Source organism: Pseudomonas sp. RGB, assembly GCF_007713445.1.
In the GTDB taxonomy this organism is placed as follows: Bacteria; Pseudomonadota; Gammaproteobacteria; order Pseudomonadales; family Pseudomonadaceae; genus Aquipseudomonas.
In genome coordinates, this window is sequence record NZ_VMSH01000007.1 from 325,675 (window position 1) to 346,583 (window position 20,909).

The 20,909-nt window shown below is 59.5% G+C and carries 24 protein-coding genes; 14 read left to right on the plus strand and 10 right to left on the minus strand.

Annotated elements, in window-relative coordinates:
* The first annotated feature begins 214 nt into the window (after window positions 1–214).
* Window positions 215–523, plus strand: coding sequence for a class I SAM-dependent methyltransferase (locus tag FPT15_RS17625; protein WP_145163206.1), 309 nt, complete (start codon window positions 215–217; stop codon window positions 521–523).
* A 4-nt stretch (window positions 524–527) separates the two neighbouring features.
* On the opposite strand, the gene FPT15_RS17630 is transcribed toward FPT15_RS17625, so the two are convergent.
* Genes FPT15_RS17630 through FPT15_RS17640 form a run of 3 tightly spaced genes read right to left on the minus strand, consistent with a single transcriptional unit; the run spans window position 528 to window position 3,937 of the window.
* A complete protein-coding gene (locus tag FPT15_RS17630) occupies window positions 528–2,273 on the minus strand; it encodes a Gldg family protein (protein WP_145163208.1) in 1,746 nt (581 codons plus the stop codon).
* Between the two features lie 15 nt (window positions 2,274–2,288).
* Window positions 2,289–3,014, minus strand: coding sequence for an ABC transporter permease (locus tag FPT15_RS17635; RefSeq protein WP_145163210.1), 726 nt, complete (start codon window positions 3,012–3,014; stop codon window positions 2,289–2,291).
* The gene (locus tag FPT15_RS17640) at window positions 3,011–3,937 is read right to left on the minus strand and encodes an ABC transporter ATP-binding protein (protein WP_145163211.1); all 927 of its coding nucleotides are present in this window, start codon (window positions 3,935–3,937) and stop codon (window positions 3,011–3,013) included. Before FPT15_RS17640 ends, FPT15_RS17635 begins: the two co-directional genes overlap by 4 nt.
* 240 nt (window positions 3,938–4,177) lie before the next feature.
* Here FPT15_RS17640 and FPT15_RS17645 point away from each other — a divergent pair, with 240 nt between their 5' ends.
* Both FPT15_RS17645 and greB read left to right on the plus strand, forming a co-directional pair.
* The gene (locus FPT15_RS17645) at window positions 4,178–5,176 is read left to right on the plus strand and encodes a hypothetical protein (protein ID WP_145163213.1); all 999 of its coding nucleotides are present in this window, start codon (window positions 4,178–4,180) and stop codon (window positions 5,174–5,176) included.
* A 129-nt stretch (window positions 5,177–5,305) separates the two neighbouring features.
* Window positions 5,306–5,779: a transcription elongation factor GreB gene (gene greB / locus FPT15_RS17650; RefSeq protein WP_083360479.1), complete on the plus strand. Its 474-nt coding sequence runs from the start codon at window positions 5,306–5,308 to the stop codon at window positions 5,777–5,779.
* Between the two features lie 45 nt (window positions 5,780–5,824).
* On the opposite strand, the gene FPT15_RS17655 is transcribed toward greB, so the two are convergent.
* Together FPT15_RS17655 and FPT15_RS17660 are read right to left on the minus strand one after the other, a co-directional pair.
* Window positions 5,825–8,335, minus strand: a complete 2,511-nt coding sequence (locus FPT15_RS17655) for an ABC transporter permease (RefSeq protein ID WP_145163215.1) — start codon at window positions 8,333–8,335, stop codon at window positions 5,825–5,827.
* Window positions 8,335–9,018 (minus strand): ABC transporter ATP-binding protein, encoded by a 684-nt coding sequence (locus FPT15_RS17660; RefSeq protein ID WP_016972350.1) that lies wholly within the window; start codon window positions 9,016–9,018, stop codon window positions 8,335–8,337. Before FPT15_RS17660 ends, FPT15_RS17655 begins: the two co-directional genes overlap by 1 nt.
* Before the next feature lie 10 nt (window positions 9,019–9,028).
* On the opposite strand from FPT15_RS17660, the gene FPT15_RS17665 reads away from it, so the two are divergent.
* From FPT15_RS17665 to FPT15_RS17675, 3 genes are all read left to right on the plus strand, one after another.
* Window positions 9,029–9,634: an arylesterase gene (locus FPT15_RS17665; RefSeq protein ID WP_178119709.1), complete on the plus strand. Its 606-nt coding sequence runs from the start codon at window positions 9,029–9,031 to the stop codon at window positions 9,632–9,634.
* A 58-nt stretch (window positions 9,635–9,692) separates the two neighbouring features.
* Complete coding sequence (locus FPT15_RS17670; RefSeq protein ID WP_016972348.1) at window positions 9,693–9,986, plus strand: hypothetical protein; 294 nt, start codon at window positions 9,693–9,695, stop codon at window positions 9,984–9,986.
* 95 nt (window positions 9,987–10,081) lie between these two features.
* A complete protein-coding gene (locus FPT15_RS17675; RefSeq protein WP_145163219.1) occupies window positions 10,082–11,053 on the plus strand; it encodes a L,D-transpeptidase family protein in 972 nt (323 codons plus the stop codon).
* 134 nt (window positions 11,054–11,187) lie between these two features.
* Here FPT15_RS17675 and oprI read toward each other — a convergent pair whose 3' ends face one another.
* Window positions 11,188–11,439, minus strand: coding sequence for an outer membrane lipoprotei OprI (gene oprI, locus FPT15_RS17680; protein ID WP_003172710.1), 252 nt, complete (start codon window positions 11,437–11,439; stop codon window positions 11,188–11,190).
* A 612-nt stretch (window positions 11,440–12,051) separates the two neighbouring features.
* On the opposite strand from oprI, the gene FPT15_RS17685 reads away from it, so the two are divergent.
* Entirely contained in the window at window positions 12,052–12,333 is a 282-nt protein-coding gene (locus FPT15_RS17685) for a GNAT family N-acetyltransferase (protein WP_003189869.1), read from the plus strand.
* A 66-nt stretch (window positions 12,334–12,399) separates the two neighbouring features.
* Here FPT15_RS17685 and FPT15_RS17690 read toward each other — a convergent pair whose 3' ends face one another.
* Both FPT15_RS17690 and FPT15_RS17695 read right to left on the minus strand, forming a co-directional pair.
* Window positions 12,400–13,476 carry a 3-deoxy-7-phosphoheptulonate synthase gene (locus FPT15_RS17690; protein WP_145163221.1) on the minus strand — a complete coding sequence of 359 codons (1,077 nt, stop codon included), beginning with the start codon at window positions 13,474–13,476 and terminating at the stop codon, window positions 12,400–12,402.
* Between the two features lie 131 nt (window positions 13,477–13,607).
* A complete protein-coding gene (locus tag FPT15_RS17695; RefSeq protein WP_106576830.1) occupies window positions 13,608–14,042 on the minus strand; it encodes a PilZ domain-containing protein in 435 nt (144 codons plus the stop codon).
* On the opposite strand from FPT15_RS17695, the gene FPT15_RS17700 reads away from it, so the two are divergent.
* The 5 genes from FPT15_RS17700 (at window position 14,041) to cysB (ending at window position 17,964) form a co-directional block, all read left to right on the plus strand.
* On the plus strand, window positions 14,041–14,427 hold the full coding sequence (locus FPT15_RS17700) for a thioredoxin (RefSeq protein ID WP_119739477.1): 387 nt from the start codon (window positions 14,041–14,043) through the stop codon (window positions 14,425–14,427). The two genes, FPT15_RS17695 and FPT15_RS17700, sit on opposite strands and share 2 nt — an antisense overlap.
* The gene (locus tag FPT15_RS17705) at window positions 14,424–15,386 is read left to right on the plus strand and encodes a putative 2-dehydropantoate 2-reductase (RefSeq protein WP_145163223.1); all 963 of its coding nucleotides are present in this window, start codon (window positions 14,424–14,426) and stop codon (window positions 15,384–15,386) included. Before FPT15_RS17700 ends, FPT15_RS17705 begins: the two co-directional genes overlap by 4 nt.
* Before the next feature lie 15 nt (window positions 15,387–15,401).
* Window positions 15,402–16,319 carry a 5'-nucleotidase gene (locus FPT15_RS17710; RefSeq protein ID WP_145163225.1) on the plus strand — a complete coding sequence of 306 codons (918 nt, stop codon included), beginning with the start codon at window positions 15,402–15,404 and terminating at the stop codon, window positions 16,317–16,319.
* Between the two features lie 66 nt (window positions 16,320–16,385).
* A complete protein-coding gene (locus tag FPT15_RS17715; RefSeq protein ID WP_145163226.1) occupies window positions 16,386–16,886 on the plus strand; it encodes a universal stress protein in 501 nt (166 codons plus the stop codon).
* Between the two features lie 103 nt (window positions 16,887–16,989).
* A complete protein-coding gene (gene cysB, locus FPT15_RS17720; RefSeq protein ID WP_003189876.1) occupies window positions 16,990–17,964 on the plus strand; it encodes an HTH-type transcriptional regulator CysB in 975 nt (324 codons plus the stop codon).
* Window positions 17,965–17,969: 5 nt separating this feature from the next.
* Here cysB and FPT15_RS17725 read toward each other — a convergent pair whose 3' ends face one another.
* Window positions 17,970–18,452, minus strand: coding sequence for a GreA/GreB family elongation factor (locus FPT15_RS17725; RefSeq protein WP_145163228.1), 483 nt, complete (start codon window positions 18,450–18,452; stop codon window positions 17,970–17,972).
* A 5-nt stretch (window positions 18,453–18,457) separates the two neighbouring features.
* Entirely contained in the window at window positions 18,458–18,829 is a 372-nt protein-coding gene (locus FPT15_RS17730) for a hypothetical protein (RefSeq protein WP_145163230.1), read from the minus strand.
* Between the two features lie 132 nt (window positions 18,830–18,961).
* Between FPT15_RS17730 and earP the strand changes: the two genes are divergently transcribed.
* On the plus strand, window positions 18,962–20,095 hold the full coding sequence (earP, locus tag FPT15_RS17735) for an elongation factor P maturation arginine rhamnosyltransferase EarP (protein ID WP_145163232.1): 1,134 nt from the start codon (window positions 18,962–18,964) through the stop codon (window positions 20,093–20,095).
* A gap of 49 nt (window positions 20,096–20,144) precedes the next feature.
* Window positions 20,145–20,717 (plus strand): elongation factor P, encoded by a 573-nt coding sequence (locus FPT15_RS17740; RefSeq protein WP_003218698.1) that lies wholly within the window; start codon window positions 20,145–20,147, stop codon window positions 20,715–20,717.
* Window positions 20,718–20,909 lie beyond the last annotated feature (192 nt).

Here is a 20,909-nt window from a genome sequence, read left to right on the forward strand (position 1 = left end):
TCGTTGCTCGGGATTCTTGACACTGCCCCACCGGCTTCTCTAGGATGCTGCTCATGCGCCGATTTAAACAGCTAATTGCGGGGCGCCACTGGGCTCGATACAGCCCGACAGAAGCACGCACTCATCGAGAGGCAGGCTTCGAAATACCGCTAAAGCGCTGGTTCGGTGTTGCCTCTCACCTGCCCGCAGACTTTTGAGGCAGAGACACGACACGATGAATGCACTTCGCCCCCTCATACGCCTGGCCCCGATCACCGCGGACCTGACGCAACGCAATCCGAAAATCCTCCTGGGTGGCAAGCACCAGCCTACGCTGCTGCGTTACCTCGATGGCTGGCCGCGTCGCACCGGGCGACCTTCGGCGTTCCTGATCCAGTTTGTGGAAGATGGCGACTCCCTGGCCCGCTTTGCCGCCAACAGTTTCGACCTTGCAGTGATTCAGGCGCCCAGCGCCGCTGATGCCGATGAAGTCATCCGTCATCTGACGCGCATTGCCCGCCAGGGACTGATCGCTCGTCGTTGAGTGTTTAAAGCAGGTTGGCGGTCACGGCTGATCGACGTCGCCGGTTGTAAAGCGACACTGTCCACGCGATAAAGCACAACAGCAGCGGTACGGCGCTGATCAGCAGCAGTTTCAGGGTTAGCTCCAGTTGATGCACCGATGCGTAAGCCTCGACCTTGAGCGCCTGTAACTCCATGGGCAGTCGCAGGCGTTCCTTGTTCAGTGCTTGCAACTGGGTATTGGTATTCACCGCTTGGGTGCCGAAGCCGGTGTCCGGCGGTTTCAAGCGTTGCCATTCGTGCTCGGTTCGCTCAAGCCGTCGTTCAAGTTCCCCTGCCTTTTGGGCGTAGGCCTGTGCAGCGGCTTCGCGCCTGTCTGAAAGCGGGTTGGGTGATTGGCTGGCCATTGCACGGGGCCGAATGCTCGCTAGAACATCAGGAGCCGCCAGGTTATCCAGGGTATTCAAGACAAACGTAACGTTGCCGTTGGCGGCTGAGCTGATGACAGAGTCCATGAGTAAATCAGTGTCGGCGACCACCACCACCTGAATGTCTGCAGCCTTTTGCAAACCAGCGGGCTGCCCATCGACACCGTCTGGAAATGCCGAATAGGCGGGGCCGCCAAGGCGAGCCGCAATCACCTGGCGTTGGCCGACAGCAGACGGTTGATCGATTTGTGAGTCGAGTGCGCTGGCTGATGCAAAGCGCGCAGCGTCCAATAGCGCAGACTGCGTAGAGCTTTGCAGCAGCGGGGTGAGCAGCGTGCGGCTTTTCCTGAGGCGAGAAAGTGCGCCACTGCTCGAGACAATCATCGTATTCAGTTTCCACGCGCTGACGTCGTCCGCCGTCATCGCCTGGCGTGGCAGGCTCAATCTGGCCGGATGGAAGACGGTTGGCTCGCCAGCGCCGGAAGACGCGGACGAGGCATAGAGATTATCCACCAGCAGCTTGTCCGCCGGCATCTGTACGCCCCACGCCGCAAGCAGGCCGTCCAACGTGGAGTTTGCCGGCGCGGCGTCTGCCGCGCTCTCGCTCAAAGGGTCGAGAAAGATCATCAACTTTCCGCCCCTGAGTACAAACTGTTCGATCGCGTACAGGGTTCGCTCGGGCAGTGCACGCGGGTGGACGACCATCAACGTCCCGATCGATTCAGGCACCTGTGGAATGTTCGATGCCAGGCTTTCGAGGGTGAAGTGCTGACGCATTTTCGTCAGTAACTGCCCGGCGGACTCGTTCAACGCCAGCCCTGTCAGCACGCCAACAGTGGGTGGCGCTGGGTGCCCCAGTGTGTAGATCAAGTGGCTTATTGCATATTCGAGCACCGGCTCGTCATCCAGGCTGAATGCGTCGATACGTTGTGCGGCCTGGCCTGCACGCACGCCTATCAGACCGAGGAACCCATGGGTGTCGTCCAGCCCGAACAGGCCCGCTTTATAGGCCTCTTCTGAATAAGGCGCCGGATCAATAACGTGCAAGTTAATCCTGCCCTTGGCGGCTTTTTCGAGCTCTTCAAGCAGGTCTTCCACACGCTCGCCATAGCGTTTCAACGCCTGGCTTTTTCGCGGGTCATGGCGTGAGTTGAAGTAATACAAATCCACGGGGGCCTCAAGTGAGGCGAGCAGTTGCCGTGCCTGCGGCGACAACGTATGGATTTTGTGTTGTGAAAAGTCCCAACGGATGTCGGGAAGGTTGTTTACCCAGACCAGATTAAAGGCCAGAAAGAGTAATGATATGACCGTAAGTGTCATACCCGTGCGAATAGCGGATCGCATGCGGTGCTTTCCTTCTCAACGGGCTTTGTAATTGAGTGTGACTGCTGTTGCCGCAAGAAAGGCAAGGATCACGCTGACGAAGTACAGGCTGTCATGGAGTGTCAGTTTGCCGTTGTCGAGAGCGCCAAAGCGTAAGATCGGGTCAAGCGCGATCAAACTGTCTACTACCCAAATAGGCGCCTGGTGCTCAAGGGAGTCCAGTGCTGAAGAAAGCATGCTGACGGTAAGCAGCAAGCCGAGCGTCAGTAGGAAAATAACGATGCGCCGGTGGGTCAGCGCGCAGATAAAGCATCCCACCGATAGATAACTTCCCGCGAGCAACCCGCTTGCCAGAAATTGTGACGTGATAACGGCGTTGTCCGCGGCGCCCAGGTAGTTGGCGACAACCACCAGAGGAAAGGTCAGGGCCAAGGCAATGCCACACACGACCCATGCGGCCAGAAATTTTCCCAGCACGCGTTCGACGGTCGTGATGGGCAGCGTTTTCATCATGTCGCGCATGCCAGGGTGATGTTCGTCCGACCACAGCTGCGTTGACAAGGTTGGAATCAGCAGCAGGTAGAGCCAAGGGTGTAGCTGGAAAAACACTTGTAAGTCAGCACCGCCTTCTTCGAGCCACGGGCTCGTATTCAGCCCCAGTGCCGCGCACAGCAGCACAAACGCAGCAACACTCAAGTACGTGCCTGGCGTACGGGCATAGCTGACGAGTTGACGCTTGAAAATCACCGGCAGCAGTTTCACAGAGATACCTCATGACTCAAATGGCGAACGACTTCGTTCAGGCGCCCTGTTTCCAGTTTCAATGACGTTATGTTCCAGCCGCGGTTGGCGATCAGTGCGTTGATAGGGGGATAGATGCTGTGCCCGGGCAGGGCCAGAACGGTCACGGTGCCGGGTGTATGCCGGTCTTCTTCTATGCCTGCGACGCCCGGTAAGACGGCCAGTGCGAGTAAATCCAGAGGGGTTTCTGCGGCCAGGGTGACTGCCCGGTAGTGTCGGGATTTGCGCTGAAACTCGGACAGCGGCGTGTCAGCCACCAACTGGCCGCGCGCGATGACCAGCGCCCGCGTGCAAAGGCTGGCCAGTTCGTCGCAATGACGCGAGGCGATAATCACCGCCATTTCTTCGGTCAGGGACTGGACCAGTGTTCTGAATTTGAGTCGTTGATTCGGCGCCAGTCCTTCGCTCGGTTCATCCAGCAGAAGCAGGCTGGGTGTATGCAGGATGGCTTGGGCGATGGCTACCTTGCGCTTCAAACCTACGCAAAGCGCACTGATAGGAACATTGAGCACACGCGACAACTCCAGGCGCATGGCCGCTCGATCCACCCTGCTGCGTTTTTCAGCCCCGCTGAACCCTCGCACGTCGGCAATGAAATTGAGAAAGCCTTTAACGGACATCGTCTGATGGCTGAGCCCGGCCTGGAGTTGATAGCCGAGAACTTTGCGTGCTTGAAGTGGATGGGTCTGGGTGTTGAACCCATGGACGGTGATGGACCCGGAGGAGGGGTTAGCGATACCGGAGATCAAGTTCAGCAAGGTTGTTTTGCCGGCGCCGTCTTCCCCGAACAGACCGATACACTCCTGGCGCTGAGCAAACAATGAGAAATTGTTGATTACATTACTTTTGCCCAAGTGCTTAGTCAGGCTGCTTATCTCGAGCATGTTTTTACCGATTAAGTTTGGCTGAGCGTATGGAACGTGCGTGTTGTGTATGGATGAACTTTAAAAAGGTTACGTTTAATCAATACGCTTGGGAACGCGCGGGCGAAGTTATAAGAAAACTCCTACGTCAAGCCGGATAACTTACTGAAACAATTGCGCTGTTTCGAGAATGGTTAACGGTCGGATTTTTTATCTGGCGTTTATGTAAGGTTTGCTCTTTTGTAACGAGACCTGATTATCATGATGCTTCTACGTACTCTTGTTCTTGAACGCAGTGGCCAGGACGCCCCGGTTAACGGTGCTCTGCTCTGCGGATTTGCTGTTGCCCAGATCGACTGCAACTTTCTCGTCTATAGCCTTGATGAAGAGACTGAGCCGGGTAACTCCAGGGTTTATATCGCCGCGTTGCGTAAAAAACTCGACCGGCATTTTCTGGGCAGTATCGAGTCCAAAGAAGACCTGCAAGTGGCCATGCAAGTCTTCAAGCAAATCCTGATGGCCGCGGCAGCCTCCGGCACTAAAGCCAGCGCAGTGAACGACAGTTCGATTGCATTCCATTTCATTGATTTGAAAGGCTGCAAATTACCGCCCGCCAGGCCCGAGGATCATCATTCGATGATCATCAAGAAGGCATTGGTAATGAAGGTGATTACCCTGGGCATGTCTGCGCCTGTCTTGCCTGCGATCGAAAGTGCTTCCTTGATCGTGCCGTCCATTCGCTTCTCATCACAAATGATCCCGCCCGCCAGAACTTCAAATCTACCCACCCCCGTCGAGCCGCCGGTGCTTGAGCCTGTGGTTGCTGAGGCGTTGGATATTCCCGTCGCAACTGCACAGAAGGAAGCGCTGGCAGAGCCCGTTGCGCAGCCGGCTCAATTGGCACCGAGTGAACCCGCGTCATTGCAGCGCCCCGTTGAAATGGAACATGCATTGATGCCTGAGCTGGACAGTACGCTGACCAATCTTGCCAAGGTCGCCCAGGACCTGACGCAACAAAAAAACGCGGTGATTGAGCGAGAAAAAGTGCTTGAGCAATGGCAGGCCCGGCTGCAACAAAAACAGGGCGAACTGGATGAAAAGGATCGTCAGTTGGAGCAGCACGCGACGCAACTGCAGGAGCAGCAAGCATACGTCAGCCAGAAGGCCCAGAAGCTGGCGCTGGCGATGTCTCAGGTGTCGGGTATGCGACAACGTTTGCAGGGCGTGCTGCTTGAGTTGGATCAAACCCTGGAAGGCTAGAGTGACGCAATGTGCTTGCCGATCTGGTTACTTTTCATAGTTCATTTATCATCACCCCTGCCAGTCGACGCCAAGGCATGATGCTGTGGCGTTTCGGCACCATTGGACATTGTCTGGGGATGCAAGCGTTTGAGTACCAAGCTGATTACCAAAGAAGGTCATGAGGCGCTAAAAAAAGAGCTGGATTATCTGTGGCGTGAAAAACGTCCGGACACCACGCGTAAAGTGACCTGGGCAGCGTCTCTGGGGGATCGCAGCGAAAACGCGGACTACCAGTACAACAAGAAGCTGCTGCGCGAAATTGACCGGCGGGTGCGTTACTTGCGCAAGCGGCTGGAAGATATGCGCGTGGTGGAATACATGCCTGAGCAGGAAGGCAAGGTATTCTTCGGCGCCTGGGTTGATATCGAAAACGAGCAGGGCGAGACCAAGCGTTTTCGTATCGTTGGCTATGACGAGATTTATGAGCGCATGGACTACATCTCCATCGACTCACCGATGGCCCGGGCGTTGCTCCGTAAGGAGGTCGACGATGAGGCCATCGTGCAAACCCCGACCGGCGAGGTGTGCTGGTGGATTACCGGTATCGAGTATGTGAAATAAACGCTGCTGGCCCGTACTCCGAATAGCGTACGGGCCATCAATGTTTCAACCTTCGCGCAATACCGTCAGTGGGCTGGCATTCAACGCACGGCGCGTGCCGAATACGCCGGCACCGCCGATCAGCACGGCACCGATCACCGGCAGCAGCAACAGCCACGGGTGAGGGTGCCAGGCCAGGTCGAACGCGTAGCGGTACAACACCCATGTCACCAATTCCGTACCCAGCGCTGCCAGCAGGCCGCTGACTGCGCCGAGCAAGCCGAACTCGATGCGGCGTGCCTTGACCAGCAACTTGCGCTCTGCACCCAGTGCACGCAGCAGCGCCCCCTGGCGAATGCGCTCATCCAGGGTGGCCTGCAAGCCGGAAAACAGCACCGCCATGCCGGCCGCCAGTACAAACAACAGTACGTATTCCACCGCCAGGGTCACTTGGGCGAGGATGCTGCGCAACTGCTCCAGCAAAGCCTCGACCTGCAGGATGGTGACGGCCGGGAACGCCCGGGACAGGTCAACGATCTGCTGATCATGGCCTGGCGCCAGGTAGAAGCTGGTCAAGTAGGTCGCGGGCAGGTCCTTCAAGGTGCCCGGTTGGAAGATCATGAAGAAGTTGGGCTGGAAGTTATCCCAGTTGATGGTCCGCAGGCTGGTGACGCGCGCTTCACGATTTTCTCCGCCGACGGTAAAGATCAGATGATCGTTGAGTTTGAGCTTCAGGCTTGCAGCGACCTTGGCTTCCACCGAAACCCCGGGGACTTCATCGCCTGGTTGCTGAGACCACCAGGAGCCGGCTGTCAGCACATTGCCCGGTGGCAGGTCGGCGGCCCAGGTCAGGCTCAAGTCACGCTGCACCGCTCGGTCGCCGCTCGAGTCTTTGCTGACAATTTCCTGCACCGCTTCGCCATTGATGCTGATCAGCCGGCCCGGCACCACGGGGTACAACGGCGCCGATTGCGCCTGTACGTCCAGGAGTCGGGCGCTGAAGGCGTCCTTGTCGGCCGGCAGGATGTTCAGGGCGAAATAGTTGGGCGCATCCTTGGGCAGCTGGTTTTGCCAGGTGTCCAGTAACTCGCCACGCAGCAGGGCGATCAAGCCCATGGACAGCAGGATAAGACCAAACGCCAGCGACTGCCCGGCCGCCGCCAACGGATGACGCAGCAACTGCCCAAGACCCAGACGCCAGGGCAGCGTGGCGCGAGCCAACAAGCGCCGCAAGCTTTGCAGCAACAGCAGCAGCAAGCCGCCGAGGATCAGCGCAGCCACTACACCGCCGCCCAGCAAGGCGAAGGTCAGCACCAGGTCGAGGCTAAGGCGCCACATAATCAGGCCGAGCGCGAACAGCGCCGCGCCATACACCATCCAGGTACTGGACGGGATCGGCAGCAGGTCACGGCGCAATACCCGCAGCGGTGGTACACGCCCCAGCGCCGCCAGCGGCGGCAAGGCGAAACCGGCGAGGGCGACCAGCCCGGTGCCGATGCCTGCGACCGCCGGCAGCAGCCCGCCGGGCGGCACGTCCGCCGGCAGCAGGTCGTGCAGGAAATAGAACAGGCCAAACTGCGCCAGCCAGCCAAGCAGGGCGCCGGCCAGGCTTGCCGCCACGCCCAGCACGCTCAGTTGCAGGGTGAACAGCAACATTGCTTCGCGGCGCGACAGCCCAAGGCAGCGCAACAGTGCACTGGCATCGAAGCGTCGGCTGGCGAAGCGATTGGCCGACAATGCCACCGCCACGCCGGCCAGCAAGACCGCCACCAGGCTGGCCATGTTCAGGTAGCGCTCGGCCTTGCCCAGCGCGCCGCCGATCTGCTGGTTGCCGTCTCGCGAATCCTGCAGGCGCTGGTTGGCGGCGAGGCCCGGCTTGACCAGGTCGCGATAGGTTTGCAGTGCCGTGCTGCCTTGAGGCGCGCGCCACAGTTCACGGTAACTCACGCGGCTGCCGGGCTGCACCACGCCGGTGGCATCGAGGTCGGCAAGGTTGATCATGACGCGGGGTGTAAGGCTGTAGAAGTTACCGGCGCGGTCTGGCTCGTACGTCAGTATGCGCGTCAGTCGCAGGGTCTTCATGCCGACATCGATGCTGTCGCCGACTTTCAGGTCCAGCGCCGTCAGCAGCCTTGCTTCCACCCAGGCCTCACCGGGCTTGGGTCCACCGCCAGGAGTTTCAGTGCCGAACGGTTCTGCCGCACTTTTGAGCTCGCCACGCAGCGGGTACTGCTCGTTGACCGCCTTGATGCTGGAAAGCTGAATGCCATTATCCGTGGCGATGACGCTGGAAAACTCAACGATGCGGGCATGATCCAGGCCCAGTTCAATCCCGGACTTGATTTGTTCGGGACGGGCTGGCGAGCTGCCTTCAAGCACCAGGTCGGCGCCGAGGAACTCGGTGGCACGCAACAGCATGGCGCCATTGAGACGCGCACCGAAGTAGCCGATGGCAGTGCTGGCCGCCACGGCCACCACCAGCGCGAAGAACAATACGCGCAACTCGCCGGCGCGGGCATCGCGCAGCAATTGACGCATGGCAAGGCTGAACAGGCGCAACAGCGGCAAACGGGCCATCAAGGCTCCAGGGGCGCGACCATCAGGCCGGCTTCAAGGCGGATCAGGCGTCGGCAACGGTGGGCCAGGCGCTCGTCGTGGGTGACGAGTACCAGGGTCGTGCCGCTTTCTTTATTAAGTTCGAACAGCAGGTCGCTGATGCGTTCGCCGGTGTGGCTGTCGAGGTTGCCGGTGGGTTCGTCGGCAAACAGCACATCCGGTTCGGCGGCGAAGGCTCGGGCGATGGCAACCCGTTGTTGCTCGCCACCGGAAAGCTGGCGTGGCGAGTGGGTCAGCCGCTGGCCCAGGCCGACGCGCTCGAGCAGGTGTTTGGCGCGCTCGCGGGCGTCCTTGCGGCCGTCCAGCTCCAGCGGCAGCATGACGTTTTCCAGGGCATTGAGACTGTCGAGCAGCTGGAATGACTGGAAGACGAAGCCGACGTGCTCGGCGCGGATGCGTGCGCGTTGGTCTTCATCCAGGGTGCTCAAGGCTTGGCCTGCCAGTGTGACTTCGCCACTGCTGGGCAGATCGAGGCCGGCCAACAGGCCCAGGAGGGTGGATTTGCCGGAGCCGGAGCTGCCGACGATAGCCAGGCTATCGCCCTTGTTCAGTTCCAGGCTAAGTTCGTGCAGGATAGTCAGTTCACCTTCCGCGCTGGGAACCACTTTGCTAAGGTTTCGCGCGGTGAGAATGCTTGCGCCCATGGAGAATCCGATGCGAATGTGGTTTTTGAGTGCTGGCCTGGCCTTGATGTGCATGGCCCAGAACGCAGCGGCGGGTACAGTCCTGATCGTTGGCGATAGTATCAGTGCCGGTTTCGGCCTGGATACCAGCAAAGGGTGGGTGGCCTTGCTGCAGCAGCGGCTCAAGCAGGAAGGTTTTGACGACAAGGTGGTCAATGCGTCCATCAGCGGCGACACCAGCGCAGGTGGTCTCGCGCGGCTGCCGGCGGCGCTTGCAGAGCATAAGCCGGACCTGGTGATTCTCGAGCTGGGCGGTAACGACGGCCTGCGCGGTCAGCCGCCAGCGCAATTGAAACAAAATCTTGCGTCGATGATTGACCAGTCCAAGGCCGGCGGCGCCAAGGTGCTGCTGCTGGGCATGCAGTTGCCGCCCAACTACGGTCCCAAATACACCACGGCGTTTGCCGAAGTGTATGGCGCCTTGGCCAAGGAAAAAAGTATCCCGCTGGTGCCGTTTTTCCTTGAAGGTGTGGGCGGCCATCCGGAGTTGATGCAGGCCGATCAGCTGCACCCGGCGGTCGGTGCCCAGGGCAAGTTGCTGGAAAATGTCTGGCCAACGCTAAAACCGCTGCTATGACGCTTTTATACCGGCAGGCTTTCGGCTAAGGTGGCGCCCCCCCGATCTGGAGCCCCCGATGTCGCGCCCTGCCTGGTCCCTGTTCAATTACCAACTGATCGAGCCTGACGAGCAGCTGGACCTGTTCGCCTGCCAGGAAGTTCGGGTGCATCTGGTCGCGCGGCAATTGGAGCTGGGCGGCTCGATCGATCGCACTCTTTGCGGGACTTTATTGCCCGCACAACCGCGTTGGTCATCTGTCGACCGCTCGATCTTTCAAGACCAGCGACTGTGCCCCCTGTGCCGAGCCATCCTCGAATCGCAGAAGCGTGGCACACCGCCGATCTGGCCGGAGCTGCGTTTCGAGCTGTAAAGGCTTGCGCACGGTCGCAGGCCCTCTGCCTTCCCCTCTGACACCCGTGTACAATCAGTTTTTTCCTACCCGTCGTTCTGCGAAGGATTTTCCGGATGTTGTCGCGCCTTTCCGTCGTTTCCTGCTGCCTGTCCCTCGCTGCGCTCTGTGCAGCCGGTTCGGCATCAGCGCTGCAGTTGCCCTTGCCGCCGCCCGGTGAAGACATTGTCGGTCAGGTTCAGGTGATCAAGGCCAAGTACGAAGACACCTTCGCCGACCTTGGCACCACCTACGACCTGGGTTATTCGGAAATGGTCGCGGCCAACCCTGGCGTCGACGCCTGGTTGCCGGGGGCCGGTACCGAGATCGTGCTGCCGACGCGCTTCATCCTGCCGCCGGGTCCTCGCGAAGGCATTGTGATCAACCTGGCGGAATACCGGCTTTACTATTACCCCAAGGGCCAGAATGTGGTTTACACGTTCCCCTTGGGCATCGGCCGTGAAGGCTGGGGTTCGCCGGTTGCGCACACCACCATCACCGGCAAGATCCCCAACCCGACCTGGACGCCGCCCGCGTCGATCAAGGCCGAGCACGCTGCCAATGGTGACCCGCTGCCTAACGTGGTGCCTGCCGGACCGGACAACCCACTGGGCCCGTTCAAGTTCACCTTGGGCACGCCGGGTTACTTGATTCACGGTTCCAACATGAAATTTGGTATCGGCACGCGTACAAGCCACGGCTGCTTCCGCATGTTCAACAACAATGTGCTGGAGATGGCCGACATGGTGCCGGTCGGCACATCGGTGCGCATCATCAATGATGCCTACAAGTTCGGCAGCAGTGGCGGCAAGGTCTACCTTGAGGCGCATACACCGCTGAACGATGACGGCACGCCGTCCGTGGTCGACAAGCACACGGCGGTCATCAATGCTTTGCTCAAGCGTGAAGACTTGGCCAATAACCTGCGGGTGAACTGGGATCAGGTGCGCGATGTGGTGGCGGCCGAAGACGGTCTGCCAACGGAGATTGGTGTACCGGGCGCCACTGCGCCGGTGGCGTCCAGCACGCCGGTCGATCTGCAGCAGTAAGCCTGCTCGATCCCTGGCCCGCCTCAGCCTTGCGCTGCGGCGGGCTTTTTATTGCCCGGGCTTCAGGGCCGAATCCCGGGCAATAAAAAGCCGACCCAAGAATGGATCGGCTTGATAACAACCCCGAAGGATTATTACTTGCGGCTTGCTTTTTCAAGCATGCGCAGAGCGCGCTCGTTAGCTTCGTCAGCAGTCTGTTGTGCTTTTTGAGCAGCAGCCAGAGCTTCATCAGCTTTACGGTAGGCTTCGTCTGCACGAGCCTGGGAGCGAGCTGCTGCGTCTTCAGTTGCAGTCAGACGAGCTTCGGTTTCTTTGGAGACGCTGCTGCAACCGGTAGCCAGAACTGCGGCCAGAGCCAGAGCAGAGAATTTCAGAACGTTGTTCATCGTGTTCCCCTTCAAGGACTTTCTATTAAATGGCTACTTTCTCAGAGTGAGCGGATAGCCGGCGTACATACTACTCATTACTTGTAGTAAGTAAACTGACGTAGCGCAAGAAGCAAAAAAAATTCTTGCGCCGAATCTGTTTTGGCTAATCTTTAGGAGGTTTGTATAAAAACCCTACAGATTTTTTCATTTCCCTGGGAACTCGATCCAGGCTGAGAGGTCCGGCCCGCATGTGCCGGGTCCGGTAAACAGGTAAAGATTTATATATCGAGGTTGACACTTTTTTTCAGTGGGCCGTTACCGCCTCGCGCATCTTTTGCGTATGTAGAGGTGACTTTAAGAGCGGCAGTTCGTCTCAAGATTCAACTGCCGGCAATGTTCAGGCTATCGATCACTGATTGATCGAGGCCCTTTCTGTAACCGCCAGCGGCAAGGGATGACGAGTGCGCCTTGAGCTATTGCAGCATTGGTGACTACTATTCCCTACGTGCTGGTTGTGAGCGCTATAGGTTTTCTCGTTGTCGAAACCGGCACGGGGTGGCGTAGATGTTCCTTCGCCGGAAAAACATCGGTAAGGTAGGGGTCAAAATCCAAGACCCGCGAGGAGTAGTGATGAGCGAGGCGTTGTCCATCCACCATGACCAGGCAGGTCATCAGTTCGAGACCAATGTGGACGGTCATCGTGCCTATCTGACCTATATGGACCTCGGTAAACAGACCCTGGATATCTATCGCACCTTCGTGCCCAACGCGTTGCGGGGCCGTGGCATTGCTGCGGCGTTGACCGAAGAAGCGTTGAAGTTCGCCGAAGAGGCCGGCTACACGGTGATCCCGTCGTGCTCTTATGTAGAGCGCTACATGGAGCGCCACCAGCGCCATGCCGCGAAGCTGTAACTGAGCGACCGCACCACGAAAAACGCCGGGCTAAGCCCGGCGTTTTTGTGTGCGCGATTCAGCGGTTCAAGTGCGTTTGCGTTTCGGCAATACGTCCTTGAGCTTGGCGTGCATGCTGCGCAGGGTGGTTTCGGTGGCGGACCAGTCGATGCAGGCATCGGTGATCGACACGCCGTACTGCAAGTCGGCCAGGTCTTTTGGAATGGCCTGGCAACCCCAGTTCAGATGGCTCTCGACCATCAGGCCGATAATCGACTGGTTGCCTTCGAGGATCTGGTTGGCGACGTTTTCCATCACCAGTGGCTGCAGGGCCGGGTCCTTGTTGGAGTTGGCGTGGCTGCAGTCGACCATGATGTTCGGCTTGATGTTGGCCTTGTTCAGCGCCTGCTCGCACAGCGCAACGCTGACCGAATCATAGTTGGGTTTGCCGTTGCCGCCGCGCAAGACCACGTGACCATAGGCGTTGCCCTTGGTGGTGACGATGGACACGCCACCTTCCTGGTTGATACCCAGGAAGCGGTGCGGGCTGGACACCGATTGCAGCGCGTTGATCGCGACGGTCAGGCCGCCATCGGTGCCGTTTTTGAAACCCACGGCCGAAGACAGGCCGGACGCCATTTCGCGGTGAGTCTGGGATTCGGTGGTGCGCGCGCCGATGGCCGACCAGCTGATCAGGTCCTGCAGGTACTGCGGGGAGATCGGGTCGAGGGCTTCGGTGGCGGTGGGCAGGCCCATTTCGGCCAGGTCCAGCAGCAATTGACGACCGATGTGCAAGCCGTCCTGAATCTTGAACGAGTCGTCCAGGTACGGGTCGTTGATCAAACCTTTCCAGCCGACGGTAGTGCGCGGTTTCTCGAAGTAGACGCGCATCACCAGGTACAAGGTGTCGGACACTTCAGCCGCCAGCACTTTGAGGCGCTCGGCGTATTCGTGGGCAGCCTTGAGGTCGTGGATCGAGCAAGGGCCGATCACCACAAAGAGGCGGTGGTCGGTGCCGTCGAGAATGTCACGGATGACTTCGCGGCCCTTGGTGACGGTCTGCAGGGCAGCGTCGCTCAAAGGGATTTCGCGCTTGAGCTGATCGGGCGTGATCAGGGTCTCGTTGGATTCGACGTTAAGGTCATTGATCGGTAAATCAGCCATCGTGTTACTCGTCAGGGTCACGGGTGCCGGCCGCCAGCCATCCCCGTGCGGCGGAGCACAGCATGATTTGAATGCAGGGGGGAGGAACCTTAGCGCGTAACACGGGCCCGCGACAATGGGCAAAACCGGCTTTAATCCAGCGCCGGCGCCACAAAAGTCTCGCGGGAGAACTCACCGGCATGGCGCGAGACCCACTCGCGAGCCATGGCTTCGAGTTGCGCAGGCGTCGGCTCGGCGTCTTCGTGCAAGCGGCAGTAGCGTTCGATCTGGCACACTTGCTCGCCCATTCGCGCACCGAACAAGGCGTGCTCATCGGTAAAAGAGATGCCGATGCGATAGCCTTTTTCAAGCTTGCGACACCAGGCTACATAGCCCGGATAACGGGCGCTGGCGCCCAGGGATGGGATGCGCAGATCAACCGCAGTGCCCTGGCGCCAGGCACGCGGGCAATTGCAGGCGACGCCGCCCAGGCCGATAGTGTGCAGGCGTTGGCGGGGAATGGCAGGAGCGGGGCGTTGGATTAACTCGACAGCGACATCATCAGGGTGAGGTAAAAAACGACCCATGTACACGGACTCCGAGCACCGTCCAGTTGACGGCGGTGGCAGCAGTATAGTGAAGGAACTGGAATTGACCGACCTGGATATTGACCAGCAACTGCTGGGATTGCCAGGTATTTCGCTGGTGGTATTTACCAGTGTCGGTTGTTCCAGTTGCCGCTGGGCACGCCAGCAGCTGCCCGGCTGGCGTTTGCCGGTCGACCGCGTGTGCTGGGTGGATGCCGGGCACAACGGCGGTGCGGTCGAGCGCTACCAGATCTTTCATTTGCCCGCGTTATTCCTCGTGTGCGAGGGTCAATTTCTTGGGCAGTTGCACACCCGTCTTGCACTTGCCGACCTCACCGAGGCAGTGAATCAAGCACTTACCCGCACACCAGAGGATTTGCCATGACCGCAGTTGCATCCCCGTCGCCACGCATTGGCATTATCGGCACCGGTGCTATCGGTGGGTTCTACGGCGTGATGCTGGCGCGTGCCGGGTTCGACGTGCACTTCCTGTTGCGCAGCGAATACGCGGCGGTCAGCGAGCACGGCCTGCACCTCAACAGTACGCTGCATGGCACGTTGCACCTGCACCCGGTGCAGGCCTACGCCCACGCTGCGGACATGCCGGCGTGCGACTGGCTGCTGGTGGGCACCAAATCCACCGGCAACGTGGACCTCGCGCCGACCATCGCCCAGGTCGCCGCCCCGGACGCCAAGGTGGTGCTGTTGCAAAACGGCCTCGACGTCGAGGACAGCCTGCGCGAACACCTGCCGCCGTCGCTGCACTTGCTGGGTGGCCTGTGCTACATCGGCGTGCACCGCTCTGCGCCGGGCGTCGTCGAGCATCAGGCGTTGGGTCGGGTCAATCTTGGTTACCACAGCGGCACAGCGGCCAACGATGAATCGCGCCAGCAGGCGATTGTCGAAGAGGGCGCCGCGCTGTTTCACAAGGCCGGTATCGAGTCCCAGGCCATGGCCAATGTGCACCAGGCTCGCTGGCACAAGCTGGTGTGGAATGTGCCGTACAACGGCCTCTCCGTGTTGCTGGGCACTGGCACCACCGCGCTGATGGCTGATGAATCGAGCCGCGAGTTGATCCAGGCATTGATGGCTGAAGTGGTCAAAGGCGCGCACGCCTGCGGCCATGAAATCCCTGCCAGTTACGCCGAGCAGATGTTCGCCATGACCGAAACCATGGACGACTACCTGCCCAGCATGTATCACGACCATGTGCACAAACGTCCGCTGGAACTGGCGGCGATCTACGCCCGGCCATTGGCCGCAGCAAAAGCGGCGGGTTGCGAATTGCCACGCATGCAGGCGCTTTACCAGGCCTTGAGTTTTATTGATCGGCACAACCGCTGATTCGGGGGAAACACCATGGCGAAGGGATTGGGCGACAAACTGGTGCTGGCGATTTCGTCGCGTGCACTGTTCGACCTGAGTGACAGTCACAAGGTCTACCTGGCCGAAGGAGTAGAGGCTTACCGCAAGTACCAGATCGAGCACGAGGAAGAAACCCTCGAGCCTGGCGATGCCTTTCCTTTGGTCAAGAAGCTCTTGAGCCTTAACGCCAGCTTGGGCCGGGCCCGCGTCGAAGTGGTGCTGGTGTCGCGCAACAGTGCCGACACCGGCTTGCGCGTGTTCAATTCGATCCAGCATTACGGCCTGGATATTTCCCGCGCCGCGTTCGTCGGCGGGCGCAGTCCCTATCCTTACCTGGCCGCATTTGGCTGCCACCTGTTTCTGTCGACCCATGCCGAAGATGTGCGCAGTGCACTGGATGCCGGGTTTGCCGCGGCGACGATTCTGTCGGGCGGCCCGCATCGGGCCTCGAGTGAAGAATTGCGGATTGCGTTCGACGGTGACGCGGTGCTGTTTTCCGATGAGTCCGAGCGTGTCTATCAATCAGGCGGGCTGGAGGCGTTTCTGGCCAACGAGCGCGAGTCGGCGCGCCAGCCGTTGCACGGTGGTCCGTTCAAGGGGTTCCTGGCGGCGCTTAACGTGTTGCAGAGCGAGTTCGCAGACGAGGCGTGCCCGATTCGCACAGCGTTGGTTACCGCGCGTTCGGCGCCGTCCCACGAGCGGGTGATTCGTACCCTGCGCGAATGGGATATCCGTCTGGACGAGTCGTTGTTCCTCGGTGGTCTGGAGAAATCCGCGTTTCTGGAGGCGTTCGCCGCCGATGTGTTTTTCGATGACCAGGCCGGTCATTGCGAGAAGGCCAGGGAGGTGGTGGCCACCGGGCATGTGCCCCACGGCATCAGCAATGAGTTGAAAATCCACACCGAGAGCTGAGCCCCAGTCCCGCAGGCGCTGCTAAGCTCATTCAATCCCCGCCATCCTGGCCGTCCAGGAGGTTCTATGATTCGTTCGATGCTGTACGCCACGGACCTCGGTCTGTATGCGCCCTATGTCATGCAGCATGCGCTGGCACTGGCCCGAACGTTCAAGGCGGATTTGTATGTGATTCATGTGGTCGAGCCGCTCGGGCTGTTCGCCGAATCGGTGTTGCAAAGCTACCTTGATGAGAAAGCCCTGAACGAATGGCAGAGCCAGGGACTGACCACGGTGATGGCAACCATCGAGCAGCAGGTGCTGGACAGTTTTCGCGAGGAGCTGGGGGAAGGGGAGCAGGACCTGAAATTGATTCGCTCGGTGCGCGTGATCCAGGGCGACCCGTGCGAGGTGATTCTCGACCAGCTGCGAAAACTTTCCGTCGACTTGTTGATCGTAGGAAGTCACAGCCACGCAACGGCCGCTGCCACGCCCCTGGGGCGCACGGCCGCGAGGGTGCTGCAGTTGGCGACGGTGCCGGTTTATATGGTGCCCTCGCTGCAGCGCCGGCGCAGTGACGATGCCTGATCGGTAAAAACGATAAAAAGTTCTAGATTTATCCGTCTAACCTTTAATATAGTTATATACCGTCGCTGATACCCGTGGCGTCTATCTGCTTTGAGGGACACATATGAAGCTTCAACAACTGCGCTACATCTGGGAAGTGGCGCACCACGACCTCAACGTTTCCGCTACCGCTCAAAGCCTTTACACCTCGCAACCCGGTATCAGCAAGCAGATCCGCCTGCTCGAAGACGAGCTGGGCGTCGAAGTGTTCGCGCGCAGCGGCAAGCACTTGACCCGCGTCACCCCGGCCGGCGAGCGCATCATCACCACCGCCGGCGAGATCCTGCGCAAAGTCGAAAGCATCAAGCAGATTGCCCAGGAATTCTCCAACGAGAAAAAAGGCACCCTGTCGATCGCCACCACGCACACCCAGGCGCGTTATGCCTTGCCGCCGGTGATCCGCGATTTCATCAAGCAATACCCGGACGTCGCCTTGCACATGCACCAGGGATCGCCGATGCAGATCGCCGAGATGGCCGCTGACGGCACCGTCGATTTCGCCATCGCCACCGAAGCCCTCGAGCTGTTCGGCGACCTGGTGATGATGCCGTGCTACCGCTGGAACCGTTGCGTGGTCGTGCCCCAGGGTCACCCGTTGGCCAAGCTGCCGAAGTTGACCCTCGAAGCCCTGGCCGAATACCCGATCGTGACTTACGTGTTCGGTTTCACCGGCCGCTCCAAGCTCGACGAAGCCTTCAGCCATCGCGGCCTTACGCCGAAAGTGGTGTTTACCGCCGCCGACGCCGACGTGATCAAGACTTACGTCCGACTGGGCCTGGGCGTGGGTATCGTGGCCAAGATGGCGGTCGATACCAACCTCGACAAAGACCTGGTGGTGCTCGACGCCAGCGAGCTGTTCGAGTCCAGCGTGACCAAGATCGGTTTCCGTCGTGGCACGTTCCTGCGTGGCTTCATGTGCGACTTCATCGAGAAATTCGCGCCGCACCTGACCCGTGAAGTCATGGCCAAGGCGATCCAGTGCCACAACAAGCAAGAACTGGAAGAGCTGTTTGACGGCGTAGAACTGCCCGTCCACTGAGTGGCTTATCGGGCGTCGGTAACCGTGAAGTGTTGCCGGGCGCCCGCCACCAGAATCTCCACCTCATCACCCTCGAACTTGCCCAGCAGGCTTTTGCCCAGCGGCGAGCGCGGGGTGATGACAGTCACCGGTTGCCCCACCACATCGACTTTCAAGCCCGCCGCATCCGGCGCCAGGAACAGCCACTGCTGGCGACCGTTCTCGTCTTCCAAACCCAGTAGCGTGCCGACTTCTATGCCGCGCTGATCGTCGTAAGCACGCAACTGCAGGTTCTGGCACAGCGCCAGCGATTGCTTGATTTCTTCGACGCGCTTGGCTTGCCCGGCCGCGAGGTAAGACGCCTCCAGCCCCAGCGTGTCGTATTTGTTCTCGGCGATATTCTCTTCGTGGGTCGCGGTCTCGTAGGCGGTCTGCGCGGCGCGCTGGGCAATGTCGAGGTCGACGGTGAGTTTTTCCAGGATCAACTGGAGGACGGCGTGCTTATTCATGGGCATCAATCGCAGAATTGCAGGACATTCGCCTTGCTCTTTTCATTGGGCGCGTTCTGGTCCTGTTGCAGCCAGAACTGGCATTTGGGGTTGGACAGGTTGCGCGCGTTGTTGCGCGCCTGGTCCAGGGTTTGCTGCTGTTCCTGCTTGCGAAGGTTTTCCTGGTACTGCTCGAACATACGGTTCGGCGGCTCTGGCGCAACAACGCTGGCGGGCTTGCCCAGTTGCTGGACGGCCTGCGCCACCGGCGCCAGGCTTTGCGGGAACACGTAGCGCGACGCCAGCCAAGTGGTCAGCACAATGGCGATAAACCCCAGCCACAGGCCGAACGCCACTGCGATACTGAGCTTGAACAGCGACAACGAACGATCAGACATAGTGGCCTCCTGGCGGGCATTTGCGGCGTGGCGGCGATTGTCGCACAGCCACTGTGCAGAATAATCGCGATCAAGCCTTCTGCATCGGCGCATTTATGCGGACAATCGAGCCTTTGAGTGTTGGAGCCCGGAATGAAAGCCCGCTGGGATATTTTTTGCAGCGTCGTCGACAACTACGGCGACATCGGCGTGACCTGGCGCCTGGCCCGGCAATTGGTGGTGGAGCACGCCTGCGACGTGCGCTTGTGGGTCGATGACTTGCGTGCTTTTGAACGCATGTGCCCAGAGATTGATGTGCAACTGAACCAGCAATGGCAGGAGGGCGTAGAGGTGTGCCATTGGCCGGCACAATGGCGCGACACGCCTTGCGCCGATGTAGTGATCGCAGCCTTTGCCTGCCAGTTGCCACCTGAGTACATGGAAGCCATGGCCGCGCGCGACCGCACGCCGTTGTGGATGAACCTGGACTACCTCAGCGCCGAAGACTGGGTGGTGGGTTGCCATCGCCTGCCGTCGGTGAAGTTCAAGGGCGTACAGAAGTATTTCTTCTTTCCTGGCTTTCGGCCGGGCACTGGCGGGCTTTTACGCGAAGGCGGCTTGCTGGAGCAGCGTCAGGCTTTTCAAGAGGATCGCGCCGCACAGCGACAATTCCTGCAAGCGCTGGGCGTATTTCCGGCAGATGGCGCGCGTTTGATGTCGCTGTTTGCCTACGAAAACGCCGGGCTCGCCGGTTGGCTGGACGTGCTGGCGACGGACGGGCGTGCCACTCATCTGTTGGTGCCGGAAGGGCGCATCCTTGGCGATGTGCAGCGCTGGCTCGGCGTGGAAGGGCTGTCGGTGGGGGCGGTGCATCAGCGCGATGCCCTGACGGTGCAGGTATTGCCGTTCGTACGCCAGGAGCAATATGACCGCCTGCTGTGGTGCTGCGACTTCAACGCCGTGCGCGGCGAAGACTCGTTCGTACGCGCCCAATGGGCCGGTCGGCCGATGCTGTGGCACATCTATCGCCAGGACGAAGACATCCATCTGGACAAGCTCGATGCCTTCCTGCAGCTGTACACCGGCGCCTTATCGCCCGCCGCCAAGGCAGCGGTGGTTGCCCTTTGGCAAGCCTGGAACGCTGATGGCGATATGGCACAACCGTGGAAAATGCTGCTGGAGCACTGGCCAGAGGTGTGTCAGAACGCCCAGGCGTGGTGTCTGGAACAAGGCTTGCAGGCTGATCTTGCGACGGCGCTGGTACAGTTTTATGAAAGTTGGATATGATACGCGACCTTGATTTTTGTAAATCCCATCCAAATTTCGGATATACGCAATGAAAACTGGTAAAGAACTGAAACCCGGTACAGTGATCCGTCTCGAAAACGACCCTTGGCTGGTTCAGAAAGCTGAGTTCACCAAGTCTGGTCGTAACAGCGCAATCATGAAGACCAAGCTGAAGAACCTGCTGACCGGTTACAAGACCGAGATCGTTTACAGCGCCGACGACAAACTGGACGACGTGATCCTCGACCGCAAAGAAGCGACCCTGTCCTTCATCAGCGGCGACACCTACACGTTCATGGACACCACCGACTACACCATGTACGAGCTGAACGCTGAAGATATCGAAGCTGTTCTGCCGTTCGTTGAAGAAGGCATGGAAGACGTCTGCGAAGCGATCTTCTTCGAAGACCGCCTGGTTTCCGTAGAGCTGCCGACCACTATCGTGCGTAAAGTTGCCTACACCGAAGGTTCCGCTCGCGGCGACACTTCGGGCAAGGTCATGAAGCCTGCCAAACTGGCTAACGGTACCGAGCTGCAAGTGGCTGATTTCATCGAAATCGACGACCTGATCGAGATCGACACCCGTGAAGGTGGTTCGTACAAAGGTCGCGCCAAGAAGTAATTCTGGCCCCGCCGATACGAAAAAAAGCCCGACCTTGAGTCGGGCTTTTTCATGGGCGCCTGTTTAGTTCAGGTGTTGCTTGAGCGCTTGCGAGGCCTGCTGCAAGGCTGAACGGACTTCCGGCACCTTGGGTCGCGTGTACGGACCGGACACATGGTTGACGGGTGTGCGGGGACATGGTGGACACTTTTG

Excerpts from the sequence above, each read along its gene's own strand:
- FPT15_RS17625 (WP_145163206.1), top strand. The coding sequence starts at position 215 with ATGAATGCACTTCGCCCCCTCATACGCCTGGCCCCGATCACCGCGGAC.
- FPT15_RS17630 (WP_145163208.1), bottom strand. The coding sequence starts at position 2,273 with ATGCGATCCGCTATTCGCACGGGTATGACACTTACGGTCATATCATTA.
- FPT15_RS17640 (WP_145163211.1), bottom strand. The coding sequence starts at position 3,937 with ATGCTCGAGATAAGCAGCCTGACTAAGCACTTGGGCAAAAGTAATGTA.
- FPT15_RS17645 (WP_145163213.1), top strand. The coding sequence starts at position 4,178 with ATGATGCTTCTACGTACTCTTGTTCTTGAACGCAGTGGCCAGGACGCC.
- FPT15_RS17655 (WP_145163215.1), bottom strand. The coding sequence starts at position 8,335 with ATGGCCCGTTTGCCGCTGTTGCGCCTGTTCAGCCTTGCCATGCGTCAA.
- FPT15_RS17660 (WP_016972350.1), bottom strand. The coding sequence starts at position 9,018 with ATGGGCGCAAGCATTCTCACCGCGCGAAACCTTAGCAAAGTGGTTCCC.
- FPT15_RS17665 (WP_178119709.1), top strand. The coding sequence starts at position 9,029 with ATGCGAATGTGGTTTTTGAGTGCTGGCCTGGCCTTGATGTGCATGGCC.
- FPT15_RS17670 (WP_016972348.1), top strand. The coding sequence starts at position 9,693 with ATGTCGCGCCCTGCCTGGTCCCTGTTCAATTACCAACTGATCGAGCCT.
- FPT15_RS17675 (WP_145163219.1), top strand. The coding sequence starts at position 10,082 with ATGTTGTCGCGCCTTTCCGTCGTTTCCTGCTGCCTGTCCCTCGCTGCG.
- oprI (WP_003172710.1), bottom strand. The coding sequence starts at position 11,439 with ATGAACAACGTTCTGAAATTCTCTGCTCTGGCTCTGGCCGCAGTTCTG.
- FPT15_RS17685 (WP_003189869.1), top strand. The coding sequence starts at position 12,052 with ATGAGCGAGGCGTTGTCCATCCACCATGACCAGGCAGGTCATCAGTTC.
- FPT15_RS17690 (WP_145163221.1), bottom strand. The coding sequence starts at position 13,476 with ATGGCTGATTTACCGATCAATGACCTTAACGTCGAATCCAACGAGACC.
- FPT15_RS17700 (WP_119739477.1), top strand. The coding sequence starts at position 14,041 with ATGTACACGGACTCCGAGCACCGTCCAGTTGACGGCGGTGGCAGCAGT.
- FPT15_RS17695 (WP_106576830.1), bottom strand. The coding sequence starts at position 14,042 with ATGGGTCGTTTTTTACCTCACCCTGATGATGTCGCTGTCGAGTTAATC.
- FPT15_RS17705 (WP_145163223.1), top strand. The coding sequence starts at position 14,424 with ATGACCGCAGTTGCATCCCCGTCGCCACGCATTGGCATTATCGGCACC.
- FPT15_RS17710 (WP_145163225.1), top strand. The coding sequence starts at position 15,402 with ATGGCGAAGGGATTGGGCGACAAACTGGTGCTGGCGATTTCGTCGCGT.
- FPT15_RS17715 (WP_145163226.1), top strand. The coding sequence starts at position 16,386 with ATGATTCGTTCGATGCTGTACGCCACGGACCTCGGTCTGTATGCGCCC.
- cysB (WP_003189876.1), top strand. The coding sequence starts at position 16,990 with ATGAAGCTTCAACAACTGCGCTACATCTGGGAAGTGGCGCACCACGAC.
- FPT15_RS17725 (WP_145163228.1), bottom strand. The coding sequence starts at position 18,452 with ATGAATAAGCACGCCGTCCTCCAGTTGATCCTGGAAAAACTCACCGTC.
- FPT15_RS17730 (WP_145163230.1), bottom strand. The coding sequence starts at position 18,829 with ATGTCTGATCGTTCGTTGTCGCTGTTCAAGCTCAGTATCGCAGTGGCG.
- earP (WP_145163232.1), top strand. The coding sequence starts at position 18,962 with ATGAAAGCCCGCTGGGATATTTTTTGCAGCGTCGTCGACAACTACGGC.
- FPT15_RS17740 (WP_003218698.1), top strand. The coding sequence starts at position 20,145 with ATGAAAACTGGTAAAGAACTGAAACCCGGTACAGTGATCCGTCTCGAA.